Genomic DNA, 23,879 nt, shown 5'->3' with positions numbered 1-23,879 from the left:
GGTCGGCCGATCTAGTCTCTTTCCACTCTTTGGCTTCCTATGGCCCCCCTTGGCCCCCCTTCGGCCTGGGCGATTTATTCGAAGACGCTCAGGAGCTGACCGAAGCGGAGGGTGGCCGCGATGGCATCGCGGTCGTCCTGCTCGGCTTGGCGACGCATTTCGGGGAGGAGGGCTTTGTAGTAGTCCCCCATGTCGAATTCCTCGGGCGCGGGGAGGAGGGGGTTGCCCCGGACTTCCAGGAAGGCCTTGCGGTGATGCTGGTCGAGAAGGCTTTGGGCGTAGTCCTCATCTAGGACAAAGGCCGGGCGGAGGCGCTCGGCCGCTTGGGCCTTGATGGTCCCGCTGAATTGGTAGCTTTGGTAGAACTGGTAACCGAAGTAGCCGAGAGCGCCGAGCAGGAGGATCACGAGGATGTTTTTCATAGGGGTCGGGGTGCTGGGGGTTGAATGGTGGCGTTAAGAAGCCGCTTGCTGGATTTGACCTTCCACGAAGGTGGTCAGTTTGACAATGTCGGGCCGGAGAGTGGGATCGCTTTTTTCGGCTGGTTGGTAGTGCGCGACCGAGCGGATCTGGCCGTCCTTCCAGACAAAGGCCTCGGGGCGGTAGGGCCCGACTTGGCGTGGATCGCTCCAAAAGTGGATGCCCAGCAGGCGATGGGTGACGGCGTTCGCCAAGTGGAGTGGACCGCTGTCCACGCTGATGACGAAGGCGGCCTGGCGCATGAGCTGCACCAGTTGCGGGAGGCTGGTTTGGTCGGCCAGATTGCGCAGCTTGCCACCGAGGACTTGGCGCTTTTTGTCTGGTCGGCCTACCAGGACAACCCGCCGGGGATAGAACTCGGAGGCGATGCGTTCGATTTCGCCATGGGTGAGGGACTTGCCCTCGCCCCGTGACCAAGGATGCAAGACGACCGCTTGCGACAAGTCGGCCATCGCGGGCGGGGCCGCTTCTGGTAGGGGGGTGACGAGGCGGTCAGGGCGGGCTACGCCGACCAGTTTCGCGAGGGCGAAGTAGCGGTCGATGGCATGGCGGAGGCCCGCGGTCTCGGCCAGGGCGGTCTGAAAGAAGCGCGCCCCTTCCCGGGAATCACGCAAGCCCAGCCGGTGAGGGGCGCGGGAGTAGCAGGCCATCAAGCCAGAGCGGAGAAGGCCCTGAAAGTCGAGCGCCAGGTCCCAGGGCCCTTTGGCCGGGAGGGTTTTGGCCCAAGCATGAAAGCGGAAGGGCAGGGCCAGCCCGCGGAGGGAGCGGCGGGGAAAGCGGATCCGCCCTGCGAGATCGGCATTGCCCTCCAGGAGAGGAGCCCACTCGGGATTGACGACCCAGTGCAGGCGCCAGCCGGGATGGGCCTTTTTGATGGCGTGGACCACGGGGAGGGTGTGCACGATATCGCCCAAGGAGCTGGGCTTGAGCACAAGGACGCGGGCGTCGGCCGGGAGGTTCACGAAGTGCCGGGGTTAGGAGCCGACCGCCAGGCGCTCGGCCAGCATTTCGGGGAGGCCGGCGGCGCGGATCTTTTTCTGCGCGGTCGCGAGATCATATTCGAGGCGACGGAAGACGAGGTGTTTTTCCTCGGGATCGTAGATGACGTAGGAGGCCCGCCAATCGCCATCGCGCGGCTGGCCTACGCTCCCGACGTTCACGAAATACTTTTGGGCCGGCTCGATGGCAAAGCTGGTCGGCTCCGCCTCGAAGACCCGGTCCGCCTTGACAAAGACGCCCGCCACATGGGAGTGGCCGCAGAAACAGACCGGGGTGAATTGGTAGGCAAAGCTGGCCATGGCATCGAAGCGATTCATGACGTAGCCCCAAGCGCCCGGGGAATCGAGGGTGGCGTGGACGGCTGTGAAGTCGCGGATTTGCCGGACCAGGCGGAGTTGGGAGAGCCAGCCCTTGTCGTCCGCGCTCAGTTGGTTGCGCGTCCAGTTGAGGGCTTCTTCGGCGTAGGGATTGAGCCCGTCAATTTGGCGCTCATTGCAGGCCTCTTCATCGTGATTCCCTTTGACCACCGGACAACCGAGGTCGCGCACGAGTTGCAGGCATTCCCGGGGGTTGGCGTTGTAGCCCACCACATCCCCGAGGCAGACAAACTCGGCCACTCCGTGCGCACGAGCATCGGCCAGCACCACTTCGAGGGCTTCCAGGTTGGCGTGAATGTCTCCGAAGATGGCGTAGCGCATAGGACGACTCAGCTTGTAATTGAGAAAGCCGGGAGCGTCAATGGCCGCAGGCTCTCCGGGGGGCCGAGGGTCACTCGATCGACTCCCGGAGGCGGCCTTGCCTTTCCTGCATCTCGGGCAGGAGGGCGGCGGTCCTTTGCTCGGGAGGGAGGCCGAGGGCCTCTTCGAGCTGGGCGAGGAAGTGATCCAGCTCGCGGTAGGGTTCCAAGGAGAGATTGAGGCGAAAGCGAGAAAGGGTTTCTTGAGCCAGGGCCAGGTCGAGGAAGACTTCCTCCAGCGGCAGGGCTCCTTCGCTCTCGCTCAAGCCGAGGCGGAGCTGGAGATTCCAGAGTTGGGCGGCCAGGGTCGGCTTGCGATTCTCCCCCCCGGCCAGCCAGAAGTCGCGCAACATTTCCCAAGCCTGCCGCTCTTGGCCGGGGACCCGGGCGCGGGCGTAGGCTTCGAAGCGGCGGTAGAAAGAGGGCGTGCCGGGGAGCGCGGCGGCCCGGGCATACCACTCGGCCGCGGCCGCGTGATCTTGCAGCTTGTAGCGGTCTTGCAGCAAATCGCCCAGTCGGGTCATGAGGCGCCAACTTTCGGGATTGTTGCGGATGCCTTCCTCATACATGGCGACCCCAGCCTGAACCATTTCCCGCCATTGCTTGCGGCGCACGGGCGGGGCCAGGGATTCTTGGGAGAGCACGTCGGCACTGGCGTTGTAAGCCAACTGCCATCCCCCCATTTCCCAGTAGAGGGTTTCTCGCGGCTGAAGCTGGGTCACCAAGTCATACTTGGTTTTCATTTCCGCCCAGTTTCCTTCACTCCAAGCGGTGTAGGTGTCCAAGTAAAAGAGGCTGGCCAGGACCGAACGCAGCCCCCCGAAGGCCGCCACGAATCCCAACTGGCCCAACTGCTCCCGCATTTCCAGGTTGAGGGCGGCCTGGCGGGAGGGCAGCTCCTGATCCAAGCGATCAGAAACCGCGTCCTCGAGCGGCAGGCGGACCAGGCCGAAGAGGAGAATCCAGCCGAGTAGGGCAGCTAGGCGGGCGAGCTTCATAGTTCTTTGTCGACAAAGGCGAACCAAGCGATGCAGGTGTAGACCGCCAGGTAGAGCGAGGTGACCCCTAGGAGGTAGCCGACGGCTCCATTGCTAATGAGGTCTCCGGCGGCCACCCCATCGATGGCGTTGTAGAGCTGGAAGTCCGGGAAGAGAAGGGATACGAGGGCGGCCCCGGCCTTCGGCAAGAAGGCGTCCCCCTGTCCCGCGAGCCAGAAATCGCGCGCGATTTTTTGGACGTGGCCGATGAAGAAGATGGTGGTGGAGACCAAGATGGTGAAGAGGGTGGAGGAGGCGATGGTCGAGACCAGCAGTGCGATGGCAGCCGCCACGGATGATTTCAAAAACGTGATGAAGACGCCCTTCTGCAAGTTCCAGGTCAGACCGTAAGAACGGATTTCCTGGGCCCGGACCGCTTCGCTGACTTCTCCGGTGGGAGAGAGAAAACGCAGTTCTTCGGCCACGAGGGCTTCTTGCCGGAAGTAGAGCACGCCGGAGAACACCAGGTTCATGAGCAGCATGGTGACGCCGACCAGTCCGAGGACGCCGAGGAGTTTGCCGAGGAGGTATTCGATCCGCCGGACCGGTTTGCTCAAGATGGTGTAGAGGGTGCGGTCTTCGATGTCTTTGGGCAGCAGGAGAGAGGTCGCCACGATCCCGAAGATCGAGCCAAAAAGAAAGAGAGAGCCCAGGGAGACATCCACCAGTTGCTTCAATTGCTCCTCCGGCCGCGGGAAGCGCAGCAAGACCATGGAGAGCACGAAGATGAGAAGCGCGAAGAGGGCGGGGAAGTAGAAAACCTTCATCCTGACCAGTTGGGTGAAGGTGCTGGCAGCCAGGACGTAGATTCGGCGGAAGGAGGACATGAAGGCAGAGGGGGCGGGGCTTCAGTCTTCGGAAGGCAGCGCGGGGCGCTCAGCCAAGGCGACGGAGGAGGCCGGGGTGGTTTCTTTGAGAAAGAGGCGTTCGAGGGTGGTCTTGGGGTGACCACTGCGCAGAAGCTGGGCTTGGCCATCCTGCTGGACGAGGTCCGCGATCTGCGAGAGCAGGGCGGGGCTGGCGTGCTCCAGGATGACCTCGCTCTGCGTTTCAATGGCGATGAGTTCTTCCAGCGGCCCTTCTTTCACGAGCTGGCCCTGGAAGATGATGCCCACCCGGTCGCAGACTTCCTGGACTTGCTCCAAGAGGTGGGAACTGAGGAGGATGGTGATGCCCGTTTTTTTGAGGTCGAGAATGAGGTCGCGAATGATGCGGCTTCCGCTGGGATCGACCCCAGCGGTCGGCTCATCCAGCAGGAGCACCCGGGGCCGATGCACGAGGGCCTGCGCCAGCCCGATCCGCTGAAGCATCCCTTTGGAGTAGCCGGCCAGGCGGCGATCGCGACCGCGCTCCATCCCGACCAAGACCAGAAGTTCCTCAATGCGTTCTTCTAACTTTCGGCCGGAGAGTCCGCAAAGCTTCCCATGAAAGCGGAGGGTTTCCGCGCCCGTGAGGTGCTTGTAGAAGTAGGGATTTTCAGGGAGGAAGCCGAGGTCTTGTTTGCTGGAAACTTCTTGGCTGTCTTGTCCGAAGAGGGTGCAGCTCCCCAGGCTCGGCTTGATCAGGCCGAGGATGATTTTCATGGTGGTGGACTTGCCGGAGCCATTCGGGCCGATGAGTCCGTAGACCTCCCCTTCGGAGACCTCCAGGCTGACGTTCTGGAGTGCCTGGACCCGTTCTTTGCGAAAAGGCACTTTGAAGAACTTGCTGACCTGCTGGAGTTGGATCGACATGGGGTGCACGCTGGAGGGGCCCCGGTCAGCCCGGGTCCTTCAAGATAGGGCACGAGGTGCCCAAAAGGCAAATCGGCTGTCGCGAGAGGATAGCGCTTCGGCTGCGGTGAGCGCGAGGCGGCAAAGGGAGCGAACGAGCGCTCTCTGGGAAGGCTCGCCCGGCTATTGGGCCGCACCCAGGTCCGGGAACTCGAGCCGGAAAAACTCGGGGAGAGCTTCCATGCCCATGGTCATGATCATGAGGTTCCCTGAGCAGTCCAAGGTCTGCGTGATTTCCTGCCAGGAGGAGGGGTCGGACAGATCACTGGTGCCCTGGAGGGTGGCCCCGCTGAGCGCGGACCAGGTCACGATGGCGTTGCTCGCTTCTTGGGTCAGGATGGGCCGATCATCGGTGTGCTCGTCGTATTCGGCCGGGTCGGGCAGCACGCAGTAGCGATCCGAGAGTTCGAGTTGGACCCGATCGAGACTCATGGAACTGCCGGAGGCATTGAAGAGGATGCTGTAGGTGCCGGAGGAGATGGGGTTGTCCCGCAAATCCCATTGGAAGACCCGGAAGGTTCCGTCTCCCCCGAAGGGCCCCGAGAGGCCTTCGACTCCGGTCACGAAGATGCGATCGGGGAATTCGACATCGTCCAAGGTGACGGCATCCGGCGGGATCAGGCGCATCGAGCTGGTATCGGGCGAGTTCCCCAAGGTGCGGATCTGGAGGACGAGGCCCCGGATGGGGAAGGAGGCCGAGTCATCCAGTTGAAACGAGGTGGCCGATTGGAAGCTGTAGATGTTTCCGGTGCTGGTGATGAAGGCCGAGGGCGTGGTGCAGAAGAGGTTGGCGTTGGCGTTGGCGTCCGAGGTTTGGTCGGGCGCGTTGTCGCCATTGGCGGAGGTGAAGTTGTCCCACTCGGCCAAGTCGGTCTGCATGTTGGGATTGTCCCGCCAGGTGGGGGTGAGGAATTGGCCAAAGGCCTCCGAGCTGAGAAGGAGGAGCAGGGGGAGGCGGAGAAACACGACTTTCATAGGGCGAGGGAGGAGGGAAAAAGAGGTGGGGCGGTCTCACCAGACGAGTTCGAGGGAGACAAAGGTGTTGATGCCAGGTTGGGTGTCCCGACCGGTCAAGGCGCCGCCGTTGTGGCCGCTGCCCCGGCGAGAGCGGGACCAGAGGACATACTCTTCATCGAGCAGATTGTGAATGCCGCCCCGCAGGGTGACGTGTTTCGTGAGGTGGACATAGCCATTCAAATCGACCAGCAAGTAACTGGAGGTGGGCGTGACAAAGTCCCCGGCGATGTCCTCGGGCTCTTTCCCGGCGAAGTAGGTGGAGAGGAGGGTCAGCCCCCATTTTCCCGAGGGATGATCGTAGCCGAGCCAGGCGGAGAGTTTCCAGGGATCGATGGTGTTGAGAGGGGCGGTTCCCAAGTCGGGATCGGTCTGTCGGCCGCGCGCCCAGTCCGCTGCCCCGCCCAGGCTGAAGCCTGGCTGGCCGAGGTATTGTTGGCTGACGTCCCAGGAGGCCTTGACTTCGAAACCATAGATTTCGACTTCGTCCCGGTTTTCAATGGTCAGGATTTCTCTCCCAAAGCTGTCCACTTCCCCGGTCGGCACGTTGGATTCCAAAAAGTCGTCGAAGAAGTTCCAGTAGGCGGCGGTTTCGAAGGAGAAATAGCCGTCATTGTACTTCGCTCCCACTTCGTTGCTGAAGGAGCGTTCTTCCTCCAGCTCGGGGTTGGGGAAGACGAGGAAATCGTCCCCGTGTTGGAAGACGGAACTCAACTCCTCGGCGGTCGGGTTGCGCACGCCCCGACTGGTGGTGCCGTAGACGGCCCAGTGATCGGTTAGGTTCACGAGCAAGGAGAGGCTGGGGGAGAGGGCGGTGTTTTGGTAGTTGGCGGCGCTGACCTCTTCCACTCCAATCCGCCGACCGAAAATATCGAAAACCGGGTAAGAGGTGCGGGAGAGAAAGTCCTCTGAGTTTTCGGGATAGACCCGGTAATCATCCACCCGAATGGCGGGCGTGAGAACGAAGCGCTGCTCGGGGCCGAAGGCCAATTCATAGCGGGCGAAGACCCCGTTTCGCCAGACTTCGGAGGGCGCCATGTTGAGTCGATTGTCTGGCTCCGCCGGAAAATCCGTCCGAAGAATGGTGCTGCTGAGCGTGCTCCGGGAGAACTCGTAGCCATACTGGATCTGGTGAAAGACCTGGCCAGTGGTGAATTCTTTTTTGGCCTGGAGATCGATTCCCGCGATGTCCGTCTCGTGGATGACGTCATTGATCCGGTCGCGAACTTCCAAGCTTTCCTGGGAGGCGAAGAAGGCATCTGAGAAGAAGACCGGATTGATGCTGCGGAGGGCGGCCTCGGTCTCGGGATTGACGAATTCCCGGATCTCGAGGAGTTGCCGATTGAAGCTGGAGACGCGGGAACGCTGGAGGTAGGCTTTGAGGGCCAGTTGGTCAAAGAGTGGGAAAGAATTCTCCGGCTCGAAGGTGAGGTCGACGCTGGCGCGAAAGCGTTGGCGCACGGACTTGAGATCGCTATTGGCCACGCTGGTCTGGGTTTGCAGGAAGGCGGAGGGGTCGTTGCCAGTGTTGAAGATCCCGGCTGCTTCCGGTTCTTCATTGCTGATGAGGTCGGTGAAGGAGTGCACCCGAAAGAATTCCACGGTCGGCTCGACGGTCAGGGGTCCGTTTTTGGCGTAGCCTTTGAGCACCAGGGCGTGGCTATCGAACTCAAGGGGGTTGGGAGCGATGTCGCTGTTGTTTTCCAATTCCTGGCCGGTCCGGTAGCTGTAGACGACGCTGAAGGCCTGCGACCCATCCCCCCAAGCCGCGGCGATCCGCTCGTTTAGGCTTTCGTTTTTGGAGGCATAGGTCGAGTCCAGGGTGATGGTCCGGCCTTCAAGGCTGGGACCCAAGAGGGAACGCGGTCCCTCGGTTCGCGCCGAGACGGTCCCGGCCAGGGCATCCGAGCCCCAAAGCACGGAGGAAGCCGATTTGTAGATTTCCACCTGGGAGAGAACGGCCGGATCGAAATAGACCCGTCCGGGGCCGCCCAGGCCTCCGAATCCCCCGGTGATGGAGTTGAAGTCGGGCGGCTGCCGGATGCCGTCGATGTTCAAGTTGACCCGGCTGCCCTCGAGACCGCGGATGTTGATGCTGTTGGAGCCGCCTTCGAGGAAGGGGATGGCGGAGTCCACGCCGGCGAAGTCGAAGGGGATGGAGACGCCCGGTTCCCTTTGGAGGACGTCGATCAGGTCGACCGCTCCCTGGGCCTTGATCTCAGCGGAGGTGATGGCGGTGGCGCTGCCCGGTAGGTCGCTCGTCAGCTCTTCGGTCCGGGAGCCCACCACGACCAATTCGCCCATTTCGCTCGGCTCCGCCCAAGCCAAAGGTCCAGACGCCCCCAGCGAGAGCAGCAGCATGGATCGAGCTATGAATGAGACCTTCATCGAGGAGCGGAGCGAGCCAAGAGCCTAGGCGATAAGTTGAGACGAGGTCTCAACTTACGGGCCTGCACCCAACGGAGTTTTCTGAAAAAGGCAAGCGACTTCGGCCAAAATTCGGTGGGCCGGGCCGGGCCCTTCAGCTGGCGTAGGTTTGGGCGGGGGCAGGGCGGTGCCCCGAGCGCCTTGGCTCCCGAGGAGAGCGTGGCTTCAAAAGCTCACGGAGTAGTTGGCGATGATTCGGAAATCGCTGATCCGGGTGTCGCGCTCATTTTCGCCATAGCGCAGGCGCAGCCAGACGTTTTCCCAGCCCGGGGCGGGGGGTCGGTAGTCGAGAGTGAGGTTGAACTCGCTTTGGTCGGGGAGGGGGTCGGTTCCGTTTCCCAGTGGGGTGCCGTGCCCGAGGCTGAGGGAGGTGGTCAGGCCCTTGAGACCAAGACTTTCCAGATTGAGGAGCGCCCCGGCCCGCAGGGCGAGTTCTTCGGGTCGGTCAAAATCCGAGATCATGAGCGAGGTGAAGCCCGGCGAACCGCCGAAGGGCTTTTGGAGGGGGCCCCGGCTGGTGTAGGAGAGCGCGCAAGAGAGGACGAGGGGACCAAGATCGAGGCTGCTTTGGGCTCCGAAGTGCTGGACGGAGAATTCCCCCACCAGCGCTTGCCCGATGTCCCGCTGGTCGCTGAACTGAAGGCCCAGTTGCAGGCGACGATCCTCGGGGAGGGAGAAGTCGGCCGTCGTTTCAAAGTAAAAGGTGTGGAAAAGGTCCCAGGCGATTTCCTCGATGAAGCCGATGCTGAAGCGGTCTTCCAAGGCGAAGCGGGCCCCTACCAGGGAGAGCCCGGGCGAGTCTTGGGCGGCGCCTGCCCGGCGGGCCAGGTTCTCATAGTCGTTGCTATTGCGAAAGCGGATCCGGCGAAGGTGCCCGGCCCCCAGCTCCAGGTGGTCCCACTCGTTCGAGCGTAGCATGTAGGCTTCGAAGGTGTTGGGCGTCATGCGGCTGTCATTGGCGTTGAGGTAGGGAAGGTTGAAGAGATTGAGGCCGGAGAAGAGAGAGGTGCGGCTCACCTTGAGTTCGGCGTAGGCCTCTCCCAAGACGGCGTAGTCCTCCTGACCGGGCCCGAGGAGTCCCGCGCCATCCCGTCCTTCCGGCCCATAGAGTTTGTGGGAGTGAAAGCCGGTCAGGCCGATTCGCAGGAAGTTTCGAAAGTAGCCTGTTTGCAAGCCGAGTGCCCCGCCGAGGGCGGCCGTTTCCGATTGGCTGCCATCGCCCTGGTCGAGGTGGCGATAGTAAAAACGAGGTCGCCAGAAAAAGGAGGTGTCGTCGAAGAAGGGCTCTCCGGTGGGCCGAGCCGGCTCCTCGATCGCGAGCCCGGGAAAGACGGAGAGATCTTCCGGCGCCGCCCCCAGGAGCCCCAGCGGAGAGGGCTTGGCCTCCAGCTCGTCAGTGAGCGGCTCTTCCGCCAGGAGATACTCCGGCAGGCCGGCCGCCGAGAGCGCGGGCCCGGCCAGAAAGGCGCTCCCCAAGAACACTCGAAAAAAGGAGCGCAAGAAGGGGAGACGGAAGGGCATGGTGGTAGGGTGACGTGGTCAAGCGATCCCGCGGAAAAGAGGAGCAGGAGCCTAGGCCGGCCGTCAACCTAGAAGAAAGAGCGCAGGCGCCGAGAGCGCCCTCTTGGCCCTTTTCCCAAGAAGGGAGGCAAAGAGGGCGAACGCTTAAGAGGAAGGGGGCGAGGGGGAGCCATCGCGAGCGTCTTCCAGGAAGAGGCAATTTTCCGCCATGCGATTGAGGCTTTGCCGGGTTTCGGTCAGGGAGTTCACGAGGCGGCCCAGCACTTGCCGGGTGGGCGGGTCGGCCAGCCGATGCTGCCCGAGAGCCTGGTAGGCTTGGCGGGCAAAGCCTTCGTAGTAGCGGACCCCGGGGGCACCGGCTCGATCCCGGCGGCGTCGGAGGTAATTCGGGAAGAGGCCGGTCAGGATCAGGAATTGATTTCCGGCCGCCAAGTAGATTTCGAAGCGACGCTCCTCTCCCGCCCCCGAGAGGAGGGCGAGGAAATCGGTGGTGTGAGTCCAGCCCCCGGGAATACCGGTCAAGGCAGCCCCGGCTGGGCTGCCGATGCGATCGGCCAGGACCGCGGCCACGAAGTCGGCCACATCGCGATCCTCGATCCCGGCCTCTCTCAGAAAATGACGAACGAGGAGATAGAAGTAGAGCTGGGGAGAGATTTGGAGAGAGAAGGGGTGATCGCCCAGCGCCCGGAAGAGGCGCTCGTCATCCAGGATTTCCGCCAAGGCCTGCTCTTCTCGGAAAAATCGTTGCCAAGGCTCGGGCTCGGCATCGGCGGCCAAGATGGTTTGGAGGAAAGCGAAATCACGCGGCGTGAGCCGGTGGCGGCATCCTGAGAGAATCCATCCCATAAGCAGAGAAGCGGTCAGCTTTTTGAGAGAAAGAGCAGGGAGAGGGCCAAGCTTTTGGCGGGCGAGGACTTTTGTGCTTCCGATTCCCTCACAGTTGGAGTAAACCATTCTCCCATGAAGGCAGTGAAATGGCCCCTGGTTTGGCTTTCTCTCAGTTTCCATCTGAGTTGGGCCCAGGGAGAGGAGGTCACTCCCAGGGAGGCGGCCAAGCGCCTGGTGGGAGTGTGGCAGGGCGATGTCCACGAGCAGCTCGATGGGCTGCTGCAGGTCAGCCGTTGGAAAGTGACGCGCCGCGCCGATGGGACCTTTTCTTACGAGGACGTGACCTTGTTTCCCTCGCGCGGGGTGTATGTGCCCGATGCTTATGAGGGCGTTTGGGAGATCTCCGGGGAGTTTTATATCGAGAAGGACGAGGAGGGCGAAGTGACGACCTTTGTGTGGTTTTTCAAGAAGGAGGAAGAGCTGCGCATCACCATGGTGGATGAAGGACATGAACCGGATGTCTTCGTGGAGCGCAAAGCCGAGCAAGAGAAGGCTCTGGAGGTGCCAGACACCTATCGGAGTCTCACTTGGGAACAGATGGATGCCCTGATCGCGGCGGGGCAAGAGGCCGAGGGGAGCGACTAAGCAATCCTCCGGGAGCGCTTTGGCAGGCAAAGAAAGAGAGACCCATGAAGTTCTCGACGCTCGGCCAAGCCGTTCTGCTCGCTGCCTGGGCCAGCGGGCTGGCGCGGGCCGACCCTCCCTCGCCCGAAACGGGGCCTCCGGCGGTCTTCTACTCTTGCCAAGCAGCCGGGGAAGCGAGGCCGCGGCTCTTTCGGGAGGGGTCCCTCGCCCTGGGTTCCAAGGAGCCCGTTCCCTTGGAAAGCCCTCTCCGCATTGGCAGTGTCAGCAAGTTGTTCGTCGGCACCATCGTTCTGCGATTGGTCGATCAAGATTGCTTCTCTTTGGAAGACCCCATCCAGAAGTGGGTCTCCGGGGTGCCGGGCGGCGCGGAGATCACGCTCCGCCAACTCGGGACCCATCGCTCCGGGCTGCCGGATGCCATTTGGGATGCGGAGTTTCAAAAGGCCATTGTGGAAGAGCCCGGGCGATTTTGGAGGGCGGAGGACATCTTGGAATCGGTCTTTCGCCAAGAAAGGGTGGCTCAGCCGGACGAGCGATTCGTCTACTCCAACGCCAACACCATCTTGCTCGCCCTGGCCGCCGAGAAGGCGAGCGGGAGAAGTTTGGAGCGCTTGCTGGCGGAGGAGATTGGCCAGCCCTTGCAGCTGGAAGCGACCCTGAGCCACGACCGCGGGCTCCGGCCGAATCGGGCGCTGCGCGCTTACCGCCATGCCAAACCGGATCACCCCATTGGTTATGGCCGGGTCCTGACCGAGGTCACGGCTCTGAGCGCTTCTTGGGCCCACGCGGCCGGGAATTTCGTCTCGACGCTCCCGGACTTGGCGAAAGCGGCCCCCGCGCTCTGCTCCGGGGCCCTGCTGAGCGAGGCATCCCGCAAAGAGCTGCATCACTGGCGGGAGACCGGGCAAGAGGGTTGGCGCTACGGATTTTGCATCGAAAATTGGGACGGCTTGGTGGGACATCGCGGCGACGTGCCAGGCTACCAAGCGGTCATGGCCCAAGAGCAGGAAGGCCCGAAGCGGACCTGGGTCGTCGTGACCACGCTCTCCAATTATGCCGATGGCTCGGGGCCGGCCAATCTCTTCCTGGAGTCGCTCCGGGAAGGATCGTCCCCCGCTAAAGCCAAGTGAGAAGCGGCACCCACCCGCGAAGGGCCAAAAGCCCAAAGAAGCCGAGGAGGATTCCAGCCATCGTCCGGTAGCCCCATCCCTTGCGCCGAGCGAGGAGGGCCACCAGGAGGCTAAGGATCGCCCCCCCCAAACTCAGGCCCAAGAGGCTCAAGGCCTCCCAACCCGGCCGCCCGAGAGTGCCCGCCTCACCCAGCAAGCCCCATCTCGCAAAGCCTGCCAGAAGAGCCAGGGGGAGGAGTCCGCCCACGCCCAGGAGCCAAGTGGCAGCGGAGGGGGGCTGACCACGAATCTGGCGGACGCCTGCCACCAGCAGCAAAAGAAAGGCTGGAAGAGAAAGCGCCAGGCCAAGGAGAAAGAGAATCAGCTCGCCCAGGAGCCAAGCGAAAGAGCTGCGGCGATAGCTCTCGCCATCGATCCAAAAAATCTCGCCCCCCTGCTCGTGGAAGCAGCCGGTGGCCACCAGCAAAGAAGGGGCTCGGAATTGGTTGGGCCCCACGCTTTCCCAAGGCTGGGCCGGGCCGAACCACCCACGAACCAGCAAGTGATCTTGGCTTGGGGTGATCCGACGCACATCCAACAGGCTGGCTAACCAGGCGCGTAGGGGCATATCATGACTGTAGTTTCGATACCAGCCCTGGTCGACGCGGCTGCGAAGGGCTCGGCTCGGGGGAAGGGTCAGCTGAGGAAGGTCTCGCGACGCCCAGTCGGCCGCTGCCTCCCGCAGGCGAGCCATCCCCTTGCGATCCGCCTCATTGGCCAGCACCAAAAACCCCCTTCCTTCTTCCGGCAGGTAAGCGAGACAAGAGAGAAAGCCTTCCGTGCGTCCCCAATGTCCTCGCCAAAGCCTTCCGGCTTCCCAGAAAGCGAAGTTTCCTAGCCCGTAAGCGTCCACCCCAGCCCGAGCGGCCGCGGAGGTTTCCCCCCGTTCCAAACGCTCCAAGCTTTCTCGGGAGAGAAATCGCTCCCCCCCGGAGGTCAGACCCCGCGCCAAAAGCATTTCCAGGAGACGCTGCAAGTCGCCCGCGGACGACACCAGAGAACCGGCCGGCCGAACGGGCATTTTCCAGCGGGCGGCCGGTTGGGGTCCGTTCCAAGAGGGCAGGACGCGCTCCTCCGCGTGGACGGAGAAAGTGGAGTCTTTCAGGCCGAGCGGTTGGAAAACCTCACGTTCCATCAAAAGATCGAAAGGGACGCCCCAAGCCTCCTCGAGCACGGCGGCGGCCAGGGTGATGCCCAGGTTGCTGTAGGAATAATGATGGCCGGGGGCCCAGCGAAGCGGGATGGGGGCTTGGGAGCGGACGTAATCGACCGGGCGGAGATCATCGCCTTGGGCGGCATACTCGGCGTAGCTCGATCCCGGCAGACCGGCACTGTGTTCCAGCAGCATGGCCAGGCTGGGCTCTCCGGGCCCCTCGATCCAGCCGGAGAAGGGAGGGGCCAAGGGTGCGTCCAGCTCGGCCACCCCCGCCTCGACCGCTCGCATCGCCAGCAGCGCGGTCACCAATTTGCTAAGCGAGCCGACCCGGAAACGGCTGGCCGGGAGCGCCTCGCCGAAAAAGAGGCTCTCCGTGCGTTCATCGCGGACCATCACCACGGCAGCGCCCCGGAGCCCGCTTTCGGCGAAAGCGCTTTCGAGCTCACCGGCCAGGGAGCTGGTCGTGGGACCAGCCGACAGCGCGACCGCGGTCAAGAGGAAAGGAAGGAGCGGGCGCTTCACGGGCTAGCTTCTTCCTACGCAAAAATAGGGAAATCGACAAGCCACCGCAACTGCCAAACTTCGCGCTTGCGGAGCGGAGGCAGCGATTCAATGAGACAAGGTCTCAGTTCTCTAGGTCGCTCTCTCGCGGCCAGAGCACTGGCCACTCCACCCTTCTTATGAAAAAGCATCTCTCTTTCTTTTTTCTTGTTTCGATGTCGGTCAGCCAAGCGGCCACCCTCGATTTAGCGACGACCATGGATGGTGATAGCTTCATCTCTGAAAGCACTCTCACAGGTGCCATTGCGCAGATTAACTTTGGTGACGGCAGCTTGGGCGATGACGATGGCCTTTATGACATCAACGACCCCTCCACCTTGCTGGAGGGCAGCGGTGGCGGTGGCGGGGTGGATATCTTCCCGGGCGAAACCGCTTTCGCGGTGGGAGGGTTGACCTATCTCGATGAGGACGTCGTCGGGATTGGAACCGAAGTGGTGGGGGTCGACTCCCTCGATCTTTCCGCCTGGTCCAATGACATCCCAGTGGCCGGTCGAAACGATTGGTTTTTCGATGCTCCCAACTTTTTTAGCTTTGGGGCCGTGGGACCTGAGGACACCGTTACCTTGCAAGATGGAGTGGTCACGGGTGCCGATCTCTCTGTGACAGCCACTTTCAGCATCTTTGATTTCTCAGCGAACCAACGAAACTTCACCGGAACGTTCTCCATCTCGGGAGCGGATCTCTCTTTCCAGATCAATGACGTGCAGGATTTTTCCACGCTTGGAGGAACCTTTCCTACCAACGTGATTTTTGACCTGACCGGTTCGGTCAACGCCATCCCGGAGCCCTCGACCTCGCTGCTCTTCGGCGCGAGTGCCGGGCTCCTGTTCTTCCGTCGCCGCCGTTAAATGAGGCTTTTCGCCCTGCTGCTGCTCGCAGTCGGCGCGGTGCCCTTTGCCCCGGCTCAAGACCCATGGGTCGAGCCGGAGCTCTCTCCTGTTCCGGAAGAGGAGCCTCCGATCCGGCCCCTCCCCGCCCCCAGCCTGGAGGAGTTGGAACCCTTGGTGCTGGTGGGGACGAAGCTCGACAGCACCATTTCGCAGGCGATGGCCTCGGTGGGGCGGCTGGATGGGGACCGTCTGGATACCGCAGAGATTCGTGATCTGAATGGGGCCTATCGGCTCTTGGCCAATGTCCGGGCCCCCCAGTTTGTGGACGGCGGTTTCGTGATCCGTGGAATCAACTCGGAAGCCCCGGATGCGGAGAACATTTCCGGGGACCAAACGCCTCTCTCCACCATCTACGTCGATGGGGTGGCGCTGACACAGCAAGCGGCCCGGCGGGGTCCGACCGGGGTCTGGGACGTGGAAAGTGTGGAAGTCTACCGGGGGCCGCAATCGACTGTCCAGGGCAAGAACGCTCTCGCGGGCTCGGTGGTCATCCAGACGAAAGACCCGGTCTTCTTCCTCGAGGGCGCCAGTCGGGTGACCTATGGCAACTTCTCCCGCCAGGAAATCGCCACCATGCTGAACCTGCCCGTCTCCGACTTCCTGGCGCTCCGACTGACCTACGAACGCTCCGAACGCCGGGGCTTCGTGGACTATCCCAACTTGGTGGACTTCTCAAAATTTGAGGACTTCCGAAGCGCAAACTTTGAGCAGTATCGGGGCAAAGTCCTCCTGGAACCGGAAGGGGGTCGCTTCCGCTCGGTCTTGACCTTTGCCTACAGCGACAGCTCGCCCGCTCTCAGTGATGTCTTCGGTCCGAATGCCCCGGTTCCCTTTCGGGATCCCGCCATTGAGCCGGTGGAAGACTTTTTTGATCGCGATTGGCTCAATGACTCGGGCGCCACCCAGATGAGGGATTTGGTCACGCGAAGCTTTTCTCTCGATGCCCAGTATGAGATCAACGATCACCTCCGGCTGAACCTGCTCTCCACCTACATTGACACCAGCCTGGGCGTCCGCACGATCAATGACGATTTCCTGCGCACCGATGAAGAGCGCGAATTCACCCAAGAGGTGCGGGCCAACTGGGAGAACGATTGGAGCAAGGCCGTCCTGGGAGTCTTCAGCAGTGACCTGAGTGTGGAGAGCACCCAGAACGCGATTGAGCGGACCCGAACCAACCAAGCCATTTTTGGGGAGGCGGAGGTCAGGGTCTGGGCGGGCCTGCATCTCATTGGAGGAGGGCGGCTCTTTGAAGAAAGCGTCGACTTCGAAAGCACCCCCCTCGGTGTCACCAACACGGCTCGCTCCGACGAAAGCGGCGCTCTCCCTAAGGTGGGCGCTCGCTATGACTTCGCGCCCGAGCACACGCTCGGCTTCACCTTTCAAAACGGGTACCAGAGTGGCGGCTCCGGGATCGATGGAACGGAGGTCTACGAGTTTGATCCCTCGTCCACCGATCACTATGAGGTCGCCTATCGCTTGGCGCTCTTCGACCAAAGGGTCCGCTTGGCCGCGAACGCCTTCTACGCGGATTGGACGGACCAGCAGGTGGTCCTGCGGACCTTCGATCTCACCACGTTCTCTCCCAGTGAGCGGGTCATCAATGCGGCGGAATCCCAAATGTGGGGAGGGGAAGTGGAGATCTCCATCGAGCCGATTGAGAACCTGACCCTCTTTGCCTCGCTCGGCTTTCTCGCGACCCAATACCAAGAATTTCGCTTTGAGATCGACCCCGCCATCACCCAATTCCTCCCCCTCCCGGGAGAGCTGGATTACCAAGGCTACGACTTTCCGGAATCGCCCCCTTTCAATGGCAGCGTCGGCTTTTCCTGGAAACCAGCCAAGGGCTTTTTCTTGGCCGGGGACGCCTCTTACACAGAGAGCTACTACAGCCCGGTGCTCTTCGCTAGCACCAGCGCCACGGGCTTGAATCTCCCCATTCAGGTCCCCCAAAATGATTTGGTGAAAGTGCCCTCCTTCCTCACAGTCAATCTCTCTTGCGGCTACCAAGCGGAGAATTGGACCTTGAGCTTTTTTGTCGAAAATCTCCTCGAGAAAGACTACCTCATTGGAAAGGTCCCCGGGGTGGAGTTTTCTTTCTTTGAGGGCGTCTCTTTCCAGGACGATTTTCTCGCGACGGTCGGCCCTCCCCGCACTTATGGCATCGCCTTGGAAGTTCGTTTTTGATCGCTGACTATGAGAGCCTTTTTTGTTGTTTATGTAGCCATCCTTCTGAGCGCCTCGGCTCAGTCAGTCCAGATTCCTCTGACGGGAGTCGGAGCCAGCGAAACCAGCGGAGATGGCTTTGCCTTCGTCATTCCCAATCTAGACGGGATTGGAGGAGGGCAGTTCAATCCTTTGACCTACCCCGTGCCTCCCTTCGATCCAGGTCAAGCCACTCCCAGTAAAAATCCCAGTCCACCTGGGCCCAACGAGGTTTTTTCCTTGGGGACTTTGACCTACAATGCCGCGAGCCTCTCTGGGGTCGGTGTGGAAACGCTTCCTGTGACCGGCTCCATGTTCTCTTTCGACTTTTCCAACTATGGCCAGGCCACGGTCAATGAGCTGGCAATCATCGGCACCGTGAATGCTTCCATCAGCCTCTCGAATCTTTCTGGTCCAGGCCTGAAGTTCGTCGATGGAACGCCGGTGGCACTCGACTTCACGGCGGCCATTCAGTGGCTCCCCACACTCAATGGGAGCCCCCAAACCTACCAGCCTCCGAGCTTCGCTCCCGCCGGCTACACGGGCTCCCTGACAGTGGAGAATGGGACGTTTACCTTTGCCCTGAGCGACAGCACCCGGAGGTACTACATTGGAGCCAAAAATGTGGTGTTCACTTTTGACCTGGTCGCCACCGTCACCTCCCTCCAGGAACTCCCCAGCCCGACTTTTCCGACAGTCACGGTGCGCTTGAATGAGGAGAGCGAGGTAGAAGTGGCTTACGAGTTTCCCGAGGAGCCAGTTGGCACCTTCCAACTGGAAGCTTCGAACACCCTGGGGAACGACTGGGAGGACATGGGAGCGCCCTTCTCAGCGGGGGGGAGCACGCCGCCGGTGCCGATTTCGTTTTCGGAGGAGCCAAGGAGGTTTTTTCGGGTGCGCTTGGCGGAGGACTAGAAACTGCCTAGGCCAGCTTGGCGCGGACGGCTTTTAGGAGCGTCTCGATGCCTTCCCGCTGGCTGCCTGCTCCGCGGGCCATCCCGGGCTTGCCGCCCCCGCGTCCGCCTACCAAGGGAGCGAATTCTTGGAGGAGCTGGCCGGCGGGGTGGGCTTTCTCGGTCGAGTAGGTGCCGAGGTGGGCTTTCTCCCCATCGTCCACCACCAGAAAGGCCACGCCCGCAAACTGCTTCTTCTTGAGCCCGTTCAAGAGTTCTTGCAGGAGGCTGGCTTGGCCGGCGAAGGAGGCCACGATGGCCCCTCCTTCCGCGATGAGTTCGGTGAGGGCGGCGTCGGCTTCTTGGGCAGCGCGGGCTGTTTGGGCTTTTTTGACTCGCTTCTCCGCTTCGATGGCGGCTTGCTTGTTTTCCGCGAGGATGGCTTGGCCCATGGCGACGGTGGCGTTGATTTGCGCAAAGTCCCCCTTTTCCACCAAGAGAGCTTCCATGATGCGGGGTAGCTCTCGGGCGCTCAAGGTTTCCCCGCCCAGCTGAGTGAGCTGGGCATTGGCTGCGGCCAACTTTCTGCGGGCGCTCTCGTATTCCGCATCCCATTTCTCGACCTGCTGGCCGAGGTAAGCGAAGGCCGCTTCCCCGCAAGCGGCTTCGATCCGGCGAACGCCCGCCGCCACCGCCCCTTCGCTTTTGATTTTGAAGAGGCCGATCTCTCCGGTGCGCGGCACGTGGGTGCCGCCGCACAGTTCCATGGAGTAGCCGTCGAGTGCTCCCGCCTGGCCGCCGATCTGGACCACGCGGACGGTTTCTCCGTATTTGTCCCCGAAAAATTGGGTGATGTCAGAGCGCTCTTTGACTTCCGCATGCGGCACTTCTGTCCATGAGATGGGGTCGTTTTTTTGGATGCAAGCGTTGACCGCCGCTTCCACTTTCGCGATTTGCCCGGCCTCGAGCGGGCCGCTGCTGAAGTCGAAGCGGAGGCGGTCCTGATCCACCAGGGAACCTTGCTGGCTGGCGTCGGGAGAAACGTGTTCGTGAAGAGCCCAGTGGAGAAGGTGGGTGGCGCTGTGGTGGGCTTCAATGGGGCGACGGCGGGTGGGGTCGAGCTTGAGGGTGACGATGTCCCCTTCTGTGAGAGCCGCCTCGGCGGAGACCAGATGACCGCGCGCTTGGCCGATTTGTTGCACGCCGCGGATGGGGTGGCTTTGCCCGTCTTTTTCGAGCGTGCCGGTGTCCCCGACTTGGCCCCCCATTTCCGCATAAAAAGGCGTCCGCCCCGTGATGATGATTTTGAGGTCTGCTTGCTGGTGAATCTCCAGGATTGTGGCTTGGCACTCGCTTTGTTCGAAACCCACGAAGAGGGTTTCGGTCTCGGTCGCGATGTCGAGGGCTTTCACGATTTCCTTTTTCTGTGCGGCCTGCGCTTGGGCGCGCTGCTTCTCCATGCCGGATTCGAAGGCGGCCATGTCGACGCTCAGGCCGCGCTGCCGGGCGAGCAGTTGCGTGAGATCGATGGGAAAGCCGAAGGTGTCGTAGAGCTTGAAGGCGGCTTGGCCGGAGAAGACTTTTTTGGTGCCTTCCAGCTCCGCTTCGAAGAGTTTGAGGCCGCGATCCAGGGTTTCGTTGAAGCTGTTTTCCTCTCGGGCGAGGGTTTCCCGCACGAGGTCGGTCCGCTGGCGGATTTCCGGAAAGACGTCTCCGAAGTGGTCTGTGAGAACGCTCACTAGTTCGGGCAGGAACGGCTGATCGCCTTTGAAACCGAGATCGCGGCCGTAACGGACGGCGCGGCGGAGAATGCGGCGGAGAACATAGTTCCGGCCATTGTTGCCGGGGAGGATGCCGTCGGCGATGGAGAAGCTGAGCGTTCGCACGTGATCGGCGATCACTCGGAAGGCGATGGCCGTTTTCAGTTTCAGGTTTTCAGTTTCAAGTTCCTTGCCCGGATAGATGTCCTCGTATTTCTCGCCGGTTAACTGTTCGAGCTTTTGGAAGAGCGGGGTGAAGACGTCGGTGGCGTAGTTGCTGATTTTTTGGCTGAAGTCGCGGCAGCCTTGGGTGCCTTGGAGGATGGAGCAGACGCGCTCGAAGCCCATCCCGGTGTCGACGTGTTTGGCCGGGAGGTCGCGGAAGGTGCCGTCGGCTTCCGCATTGAATTGGATGAAGACGAGGTTCCAGATTTCGATGCATTGATCGCTGTCCATGTTGACTAGCTGGCCGCCGGTATCGCCTTTCGGCGTGAGGTCCATGTGGACTTCGGAGCAGGGGCCGCAGGGGCCGGTGTCGCCCATCATCCAGAAGTTGTCCTTCACGTTGCCGTTCACGATGTGGACGGCGGGGTCGAGTCCGGCCTTTCGGAAGAGCGCCGCCCAGAGGTCCCAGGCCTCTTGGTCGAATGCGCTGGGATCGGCCTCGGCCGGGGCGTAGACGGTGGCGTAAAGGCGTTCAGCGGGCAGGCCCCAACGCTCCACCAGGAGCTCCCAGGCCCATTGAATCGCTTCGGCTTTGAAGTAGTCGCCAAAGGACCAGTTCCCCAGCATTTCGAAGAAGGTGTGGTGGTAGGTGTCGAGGCCGACGTCTTCGAGGTCGTTGTGCTTGCCTCCGGCGCGGATGCACTTCTGGGTGTCGGCGGCTCGGGGGGGCTGGTAGGGGGCGGTTTCGGTGCCGAGGAAGTAGGGCACGAATTGGTTCATGCCGGCGTTGGTGAACAAAAGGCCGGGGCTTTGGGGGAGGAGGGAGGCGGAAGCGACCAGCGCGTGCTCTTTCTCTTGGAAAAAATCGAGGAAACTTTGGCGGATCTCGGCAGCGGTCATGAGGTCGCTAGGGATAGCGGAATGGGGGGGGGTGGTCAATGGCCTTCAAGGTTTCGGGTGTCAGGTTTCAGGCTGGGCGCTTTTAGGGTGAACAAGGCCTTGTCTTTGAGCGATTTGTCAAAGGTCCAAGTGGTTTCGCAGCCCCGGCTCGAAAGACACCGGCTCTCCCTTCCCCGCGCTTCAGCGCCTCTTCCCCACAACACCTTCCCTCCATTCTACCAGCCAATTCTGCAGCTTGGTATAAGTCGCAGGGCTCTCATTCGGAGGCCGGGGGGCACCAGCGGGTGAGGGCTTGGGCCAGTTCTCGGGGCGCGATCGGTTTGGTGAGGTGGGCGTTCATGCCCGCTTGGAAACATTGGTCCCGGTCTTCTGGTCGCGCGTTCGCGGTCAGGGCGATGATGGGGACGTCCCGCGGGGTGAGGGCGTCGGTCTGTTCCCGGATTTGGCGGGTCGCTTCGCGCCCATCTAAGACGGGCATTTCCATGTCCATGAGGATGAGGTGATAGCGTTTGTGGCGGGTGGCTTCAGCGCCTTCGAGGCCATTGAAGGCTTGGTCTGGCTTGAAGCCGAATCGCTTGAGGAGGCCGTTGATGACCATGCGATTGGTGGGGTTGTCTTCTACCACCAGGATTTCCGTGCCTTTGGCGATCTCCGGGTCGATCAGGGACTGCAGCCGGCCCCCGGCCGGGGAGGAAGGGCTTTCCTCCACTAGTTGGGAGCGTTTCAGGCGGACGGTGAAGGCGAAGGTGGAGCCTTGGCCCGGTTTGCTGACGACGCTCATTTCACCGCCGAAGAGTTCGGTGATCTTGCGCGAGATGGCCAGCCCCAAGCCGGTGCCGCCAAATTGGCGAGTGGTGGAGCTGTCTGCTTGGGTGAAGGGTTCGAAGAGTTTTTCTTGTTTGGTGGGTTGGATACCGATGCCGGTGTCGCTGACCGAGATCCGCAGCAGAACGTTTTCCCGGTTTTGATCCAGCAATTCCACGTGGACGCGGATGGAGCCCATCATGGTGAATTTGAGGGCGTTGGAGGTCAGGTTGAGAAGGATTTGTCGGAGGCGGGTGGGGTCGCCGATGAGCTGGTCGGGCACGTCTTCTTCCACCTGGCAGACGAAGTCGATCCCGAGTTCCAGGGCCCGGGCGGAGGGAAGGCCGGCGAATTCGTCGACCAGGTCGCGCAAGCTGAAGTCGATCTCTTCCAGCTCCATTTTGCCGGATTCCACTTTCGAGAGGTCGAGGATTTCATTCAGCAGGCTCTGGAGGGATTCCGCGCTTTGCAGGATGACTTCGGCATATTGTTGGTGCTGGGGTGGGAGGCCGGGGGTGTCGAGCAGGAGGTTGGTGATGCCGACCACCCCATTCATGGGGGTCCGGATTTCGTGACTCATGTTCGCGAGGAAGGCGCTTTTGGCATCGCTGGCCTGCCGGGCCTGTTTGGCCAGCTGGCTGAGTTTTTCCTGCTGGCGGACCGATTCGCTGAGGTCGGTGTGGATGCCAATGATGCGGACGGGGGCACCTTGTTCATCCCGTTCAATGACTTGGCCTCGGGAGAGGATCCATTTCCAGGAGCCATCGGCACAGCGCATCCGGTGCTTGGCGGCATAGACGGAGGTGTTTCCGGCGACGTGGTCCTCGAGCGCTCGTTGGCATTGGGGGAGGTCTTCAGGATGGACGCGGGATTCCCATTCCTGGAAGCGATCGCTGATTTCATCCACGTGGTAGCCCAGCATTTCGATCCATTGGCGGGAGTAGAAGACGGTGTTGTCGGTCGCGCACCAGTCCCACAGTCCATCGCCCGCGCTTTCGAGGGCGAATTGCCAGCGGAGTTCGCTTTCTTTGAGCGCGGCCTCGGCTGCCCGGCGTTTGCTGAGGTCGCGCGCGATGCTGACGTAGCCTTTGAGGTTGCCCTGCTCATCGAAGTTCGGCGTGACGGTGAGTCGCACGGGAAGGGGGGAGCCATCTTGATGCCGGTAGGTCCATTCCCGGGTTTCACTGCCTTCGAGGAGGGGCTTGCTCACGAGGACGGAGAAGCCATCGACCGGGCGGCCCAGTTCTTGGGTGAGTTCCGCGGCCCGCTCGGCCAATTCGCTCGGGAGGTGGTAGAGACTCGGATCCTGTTGGCCGATGACGTCGGACGCCTCATAGCCCAGAAGAAGTTCAGCCCCGCGATTGAAGAGGGTGATGGTTCCTTCCACGTCCATGGAGATGAGCGCGAAGTCTTTCACGGCCGAGAGCGTGTCCCGGAAACGGACGGCCTCTTCTTGGAAGGCGCGGGTTCGTTCTCGCTCCGCTTCGATGTTCTGGAAGGTGCCGCAGAACTTGGTCACGATGCCGTTTTCCACGATCGGTTCGCCCATGGCCCGGACCCAGATTTCGCGACCCTTGGCGGTCACCAGTTCCAAGTCGGCGTTCCAAGCCCGGCGCTCTCCGATGCCCCGTTCGACGAGTTTCTGGATGGTTTCGCGGCTTTTTCCTTTTTTGTAAAAGAGGATCCCTTTCTCGATGGTGGGCTCAAAATCGGGCCCCACTTCGTGGATTTCTCGGACGACGTCCGACCAGTAGACCTCCCCCGAGATCAAATCGCATTCCCAGCCCCCAATCCCCGCCAGGCGGGTGGTTTTTTCGAGCAAGCGTTGCAGGCGTTCGACATCGGCCTCGGCCGTGGACGAGGAGGTCGGAGTCGACTGGAGAGAACCTTTCGGCATAGGGGCTGGAGTGGAAGCGA

At 61.7% G+C, this 23,879-nt stretch carries 18 protein-coding genes; 5 read left to right on the top strand and 13 right to left on the bottom strand.

The genetic code is table 11. The annotated features are described in order from the left end of the window. Nucleotides 1-74: 74 nt before the first annotated feature. The 10 genes from AAF555_06990 to AAF555_06945 all read right to left on the bottom strand — a co-directional run bounded on the left by AAF555_06990 (nt 75) and on the right by AAF555_06945 (nt 10,832). The gene (locus tag AAF555_06990) at nt 75-422 is read right to left on the bottom strand and encodes a hypothetical protein (GenBank protein MEM6911315.1); all 348 of its coding nucleotides are present in this window, start codon (nt 420-422) and stop codon (nt 75-77) included. A gap of 33 nt (nt 423-455) precedes the next feature. Next, nucleotides 456-1,442 carry a glycosyltransferase family 9 protein gene (locus AAF555_06985; GenBank protein ID MEM6911314.1) on the bottom strand — a complete coding sequence of 329 codons (987 nt, stop codon included), beginning with the start codon at nt 1,440-1,442 and terminating at the stop codon, nt 456-458. A gap of 12 nt (nt 1,443-1,454) precedes the next feature. Continuing rightward, nucleotides 1,455-2,177, bottom strand: a complete 723-nt coding sequence (locus AAF555_06980) for a metallophosphoesterase family protein (GenBank protein ID MEM6911313.1) — start codon at nt 2,175-2,177, stop codon at nt 1,455-1,457. Nucleotides 2,178-2,247: 70 nt separating this feature from the next. After that, the gene (locus tag AAF555_06975; protein ID MEM6911312.1) at nt 2,248-3,213 is read right to left on the bottom strand and encodes a hypothetical protein; all 966 of its coding nucleotides are present in this window, start codon (nt 3,211-3,213) and stop codon (nt 2,248-2,250) included. Further along, a complete protein-coding gene (locus AAF555_06970) occupies nt 3,210-4,079 on the bottom strand; it encodes an ABC transporter permease (GenBank protein MEM6911311.1) in 870 nt (289 codons plus the stop codon). Before AAF555_06970 ends, AAF555_06975 begins: the two co-directional genes overlap by 4 nt. Before the next feature lie 21 nt (nt 4,080-4,100). Continuing rightward, nucleotides 4,101-4,985, bottom strand: a complete 885-nt coding sequence (locus AAF555_06965) for an ABC transporter ATP-binding protein (protein ID MEM6911310.1) — start codon at nt 4,983-4,985, stop codon at nt 4,101-4,103. 162 nt (nt 4,986-5,147) lie between these two features. Then, nucleotides 5,148-5,999, bottom strand: a complete 852-nt coding sequence (locus AAF555_06960) for a hypothetical protein (protein MEM6911309.1) — start codon at nt 5,997-5,999, stop codon at nt 5,148-5,150. Between the two features lie 36 nt (nt 6,000-6,035). After that, nucleotides 6,036-8,399 carry a TonB-dependent receptor gene (locus AAF555_06955; GenBank protein MEM6911308.1) on the bottom strand — a complete coding sequence of 788 codons (2,364 nt, stop codon included), beginning with the start codon at nt 8,397-8,399 and terminating at the stop codon, nt 6,036-6,038. A 231-nt stretch (nt 8,400-8,630) separates the two neighbouring features. Next, entirely contained in the window at nt 8,631-9,986 is a 1,356-nt protein-coding gene (locus tag AAF555_06950; GenBank protein MEM6911307.1) for an OprD family outer membrane porin, read from the bottom strand. A 144-nt stretch (nt 9,987-10,130) separates the two neighbouring features. After that, nucleotides 10,131-10,832, bottom strand: coding sequence for a hypothetical protein (locus AAF555_06945; protein MEM6911306.1), 702 nt, complete (start codon nt 10,830-10,832; stop codon nt 10,131-10,133). A 114-nt stretch (nt 10,833-10,946) separates the two neighbouring features. Here AAF555_06945 and AAF555_06940 point away from each other — a divergent pair, with 114 nt between their 5' ends. Beyond that, nucleotides 10,947-11,459 carry a hypothetical protein gene (locus tag AAF555_06940; GenBank protein ID MEM6911305.1) on the top strand — a complete coding sequence of 171 codons (513 nt, stop codon included), beginning with the start codon at nt 10,947-10,949 and terminating at the stop codon, nt 11,457-11,459. A gap of 44 nt (nt 11,460-11,503) precedes the next feature. After that, nucleotides 11,504-12,589 (top strand): serine hydrolase domain-containing protein, encoded by a 1,086-nt coding sequence (locus tag AAF555_06935; GenBank protein ID MEM6911304.1) that lies wholly within the window; start codon nt 11,504-11,506, stop codon nt 12,587-12,589. On the opposite strand, the gene AAF555_06930 is transcribed toward AAF555_06935, so the two are convergent. Continuing rightward, nucleotides 12,576-14,306, bottom strand: a complete 1,731-nt coding sequence (locus AAF555_06930; protein MEM6911303.1) for a serine hydrolase domain-containing protein — start codon at nt 14,304-14,306, stop codon at nt 12,576-12,578. The two genes, AAF555_06935 and AAF555_06930, sit on opposite strands and share 14 nt — an antisense overlap. 158 nt (nt 14,307-14,464) lie before the next feature. Here AAF555_06930 and AAF555_06925 point away from each other — a divergent pair, with 158 nt between their 5' ends. Genes AAF555_06925 through AAF555_06915 form a run of 3 tightly spaced genes read left to right on the top strand, consistent with a single transcriptional unit; the run spans nt 14,465 to nt 18,355 of the window. Next, nucleotides 14,465-15,193, top strand: a complete 729-nt coding sequence (locus AAF555_06925; protein ID MEM6911302.1) for a PEP-CTERM sorting domain-containing protein — start codon at nt 14,465-14,467, stop codon at nt 15,191-15,193. Then, the gene (locus tag AAF555_06920; protein ID MEM6911301.1) at nt 15,194-17,422 is read left to right on the top strand and encodes a TonB-dependent receptor; all 2,229 of its coding nucleotides are present in this window, start codon (nt 15,194-15,196) and stop codon (nt 17,420-17,422) included. It abuts the gene before it with no gap. Between the two features lie 9 nt (nt 17,423-17,431). Further along, entirely contained in the window at nt 17,432-18,355 is a 924-nt protein-coding gene (locus AAF555_06915; protein MEM6911300.1) for a hypothetical protein, read from the top strand. A 7-nt stretch (nt 18,356-18,362) separates the two neighbouring features. Here the strand turns inward: AAF555_06915 and alaS are convergent, their stop codons facing one another. Both alaS and AAF555_06905 read right to left on the bottom strand, forming a co-directional pair. Next, nucleotides 18,363-21,158: an alanine--tRNA ligase gene (alaS, locus tag AAF555_06910; GenBank protein ID MEM6911299.1), complete on the bottom strand. Its 2,796-nt coding sequence runs from the start codon at nt 21,156-21,158 to the stop codon at nt 18,363-18,365. Between the two features lie 256 nt (nt 21,159-21,414). Further along, nucleotides 21,415-23,859, bottom strand: a complete 2,445-nt coding sequence (locus AAF555_06905; GenBank protein MEM6911298.1) for a PAS domain-containing protein — start codon at nt 23,857-23,859, stop codon at nt 21,415-21,417. Nucleotides 23,860-23,879 lie beyond the last annotated feature (20 nt).

The sequence above is a fragment of the Verrucomicrobiota bacterium genome, assembly GCA_039027815.1.
Taxonomy (GTDB): Bacteria; Verrucomicrobiota; Verrucomicrobiia; order Verrucomicrobiales; family JBCCJK01; genus JBCCJK01.
The sequence above is the reverse complement of the archived record's forward strand: the minus strand, read 5'-3'. Positions and strand labels throughout refer to the sequence as shown.

Bases quoted from the DNA above. Each gene is read 5' to 3' on its own strand.
- AAF555_06920 (MEM6911301.1), top strand. From the start codon at position 15,194: ATGAGGCTTTTCGCCCTGCTGCTGCTCGCAGTCGGCGCGGTGCCCTTT.
- AAF555_06905 (MEM6911298.1), bottom strand. From the start codon at position 23,859: ATGCCGAAAGGTTCTCTCCAGTCGACTCCGACCTCCTCGTCCACGGCC.
- AAF555_06975 (MEM6911312.1), bottom strand. From the start codon at position 3,213: ATGAAGCTCGCCCGCCTAGCTGCCCTACTCGGCTGGATTCTCCTCTTC.
- AAF555_06980 (MEM6911313.1), bottom strand. From the start codon at position 2,177: ATGCGCTACGCCATCTTCGGAGACATTCACGCCAACCTGGAAGCCCTC.
- AAF555_06925 (MEM6911302.1), top strand. From the start codon at position 14,465: ATGAAAAAGCATCTCTCTTTCTTTTTTCTTGTTTCGATGTCGGTCAGC.
- AAF555_06955 (MEM6911308.1), bottom strand. From the start codon at position 8,399: ATGCTGCTGCTCTCGCTGGGGGCGTCTGGACCTTTGGCTTGGGCGGAG.
- AAF555_06965 (MEM6911310.1), bottom strand. From the start codon at position 4,985: ATGTCGATCCAACTCCAGCAGGTCAGCAAGTTCTTCAAAGTGCCTTTT.
- AAF555_06950 (MEM6911307.1), bottom strand. From the start codon at position 9,986: ATGCCCTTCCGTCTCCCCTTCTTGCGCTCCTTTTTTCGAGTGTTCTTG.
- AAF555_06945 (MEM6911306.1), bottom strand. From the start codon at position 10,832: ATGGGATGGATTCTCTCAGGATGCCGCCACCGGCTCACGCCGCGTGAT.
- AAF555_06915 (MEM6911300.1), top strand. From the start codon at position 17,432: ATGAGAGCCTTTTTTGTTGTTTATGTAGCCATCCTTCTGAGCGCCTCG.
- AAF555_06960 (MEM6911309.1), bottom strand. From the start codon at position 5,999: ATGAAAGTCGTGTTTCTCCGCCTCCCCCTGCTCCTCCTTCTCAGCTCG.
- AAF555_06935 (MEM6911304.1), top strand. From the start codon at position 11,504: ATGAAGTTCTCGACGCTCGGCCAAGCCGTTCTGCTCGCTGCCTGGGCC.
- AAF555_06940 (MEM6911305.1), top strand. From the start codon at position 10,947: ATGAAGGCAGTGAAATGGCCCCTGGTTTGGCTTTCTCTCAGTTTCCAT.
- alaS (MEM6911299.1), bottom strand. From the start codon at position 21,158: ATGACCGCTGCCGAGATCCGCCAAAGTTTCCTCGATTTTTTCCAAGAG.
- AAF555_06990 (MEM6911315.1), bottom strand. From the start codon at position 422: ATGAAAAACATCCTCGTGATCCTCCTGCTCGGCGCTCTCGGCTACTTC.
- AAF555_06970 (MEM6911311.1), bottom strand. From the start codon at position 4,079: ATGTCCTCCTTCCGCCGAATCTACGTCCTGGCTGCCAGCACCTTCACC.